Below are 2,382 nucleotides of genomic sequence, written 5' to 3' on the forward strand. Positions count from 1 at the left end.
TTGCGGTTTCTGCCGTCAAAATAGGAGGAACATCACTTAAACTAGCAGTTTGATAAACCTGTTCATTTCTAGCAAATAAATTGCTCATATCTTGAGAATAATTAGAAGCGATCGATAGCAAAGCTCCGGCAAAAATATAGAGAGGTAACGGTAAAATAAACCCCTTCGCCCACTGATAAAATTCCACCAACAAAAATAACAAAACACAACCCACAACCCAGACTTTCATCGCACTTTTTCCCTATTTTTACGAGAAAAGGTGAGCAAAAAGCCCACCCTGTATTTAACTAATTCCAGTGAGAATTTATTCGATCACGGGAGCGATTAACTCGCGTCTTTCCCCCGAAATAACTTTCACCTTACCTTCCTCATCGATATCGACCATGGCAGTATCCCCATCAGAAACCCGTCCGGAGAGAATTTCCTCAGCCAGAACATCTTCCAACAGACGCATAATCGCACGACGTAAGGGACGAGCAAGGTATTAAGTCTCCATAACTACTACCCAATCACTAGGAAAAGTAGAGTGCTGATCAAAGCTGTGATCAAGAGGAATCCCCAAATTTTCCAGAGCAATCCTTGCGCTTTGTTGAATTTAAGAGGCCAGAAATACACCCTACTGGCGAGAGCCGACTTACTGTACTTTCTACCGGCGAGATCAGACTTACTGTACTTTTCCTCAGCTAAGCAACTTTGGGATCGAGAAAGACCAATTAAGCAACTAACACTGTCGATACGTTCAGCTAAACGAAACCTCAAAAAACTTTTTGGTTCTGCAAAGTTGACCACACCACTATTTACACTAGGGTCAAAGACAAGAGAAGCAAATTGAACCAAAATAGAAAGAACAACCAAGCTGCTAATTAACCATCGTTTGAGTCGATTAACCGATAACATCTCTAAGATTAGCAAAGCTATTAAGGGAAGAAGTAGTAGGTGAACTGAGGTAACGTGATAACGAGCAGCCCAAGAACCATCTCCATGCCAGAAATCCAGTTTGCTGGTTAAGATAATATGAAAGACAAGTGCAAAAATTGAGGAAATAAAATATATTCGTATATAAGGTGTTAATTTGTTAAATAAAATAATCCCCAATACTAAACACGGTAAAAGAAAGGGGTCGTAAATAAATATACTTTTAGCTGGCGAGAAGAGAACGCCGAGAATACCAACGTAGGGAGGGTGTATGAGAGGATAATTAGGGGGGAATTCTGGCAACCCTGAAAAGATTGCTCCATTGCGGATTTGCTCCATGAGTAAGGATGTTCCCGTTGTCCAAAAATCCCCAAAGCGTAAGTAATTAAATAATCTACTCATAAAAAAGAAGGGAAATAAGCCGAAGTTCCAGAGTATGGCCGTCTTAAATATTTGATTCAGCTTGAAATTTTTATAAATTAGACAGCTAATTAGAAACCCAAAAACTGTTAGAGCATAAATGATAGTTGTCGAGCGAATGCTAATAGCTGCTCCGATTGCCAATCCACTCAAAAAAACATAAGGTACTTTGTTAGTTTTAATATAAGCTAAAGCACAAGCATAACCTAAAATCACACAAAGTAGGACTGGATTATTTTGTTGAAAAGTTTGTGCATAGTGGAGAACGGTAGTACCTAGCAACCAAATCAAACTAGCAGATGCCGCAATTTTCTCCTGAAAATCAAATAGTCTAAGTAACCAATAACAAGAGAGAACAACTAATACATTTAGAGGGATAACTACAAGAAAACTAACCGCAAATTCTCGTAATAAGTACGGCTTAATACCAGGAAAAACTTTAGAGAGTTGAGTGCCAATCCAATCTGCGGGCAACATTAATAAAGATTGTCCCATATCATAATGTTCATATCGTTTTCCATCTACTCCTAAAACACCAACAGGCTCTAATCGAGAGGAAGGACGATAATTTGGGGGTAAAGAAACCTCTTCAGTTCCTGTCCACAGGGCATGGGCCATTCTTAGCCTAACATCGGTATCTGGAGGTAAGTTGGCAGGATTGATTATTGTTATCCAGAGTAGGGCAATAAGAGCTAATTTTGTGACTGTTTTCATGATCATCTATTCTTAGAACCTGTTTGAAGAATTATAGGGCGTTGCTGATTTTAAGTATCAATTGTCCTCTCGGCAATTTTTAAAACCTAGCACTAAGGTAACTTGTGGATAGGAGGCACAATTTAGTATTCATGTCTTGATTCAGCGACACCGCTTTTTACCATCCTCCGATGCTGCCGCTTCTAGGCTGGCAATTGCGGTTTCTGCCGTCAAAATAGGAGGAACATCACTTAAACTAGCAGTTTGATAAACCTGTTCATTTCTAGCAAATAAATTGCTCATATCTTGAGAATAATTAGAAGCGATCGATAGCAAAGCTCCGGCAAAAATATA

Annotated in this window: 3 protein-coding genes and 1 pseudogene; all 4 read right to left on the reverse strand. The window is 39.2% G+C overall.

Annotation, left to right across the window (positions count from 1 at the left end):
- Window positions 1–229 (reverse strand): hypothetical protein (locus ACOCD9_RS14930; protein ID WP_287967739.1); only part of this gene is annotated, 229 nt, incomplete at its 3' end.
- Window positions 230–304: 75 nt separating this feature from the next.
- Window positions 305–484, reverse strand: a pseudogene (locus ACOCD9_RS14935) (hypothetical protein); the annotation flags it as partial.
- Between the two features lie 17 nt (window positions 485–501).
- A complete protein-coding gene (locus tag ACOCD9_RS14940; protein ID WP_287967741.1) occupies window positions 502–2,049 on the reverse strand; it encodes a hypothetical protein in 1,548 nt (515 codons plus the stop codon).
- A gap of 141 nt (window positions 2,050–2,190) precedes the next feature.
- A partial coding sequence (locus ACOCD9_RS14945; protein ID WP_287967743.1) for a hypothetical protein occupies window positions 2,191–2,382 on the reverse strand: 192 nt, incomplete at its 5' end.

The sequence above is a fragment of the Microcystis sp. genome (assembly GCF_048564745.1).
GTDB classification, from domain to species: domain Bacteria; phylum Cyanobacteriota; class Cyanobacteriia; order Cyanobacteriales; family Microcystaceae; genus Microcystis; species Microcystis ichthyoblabe_A.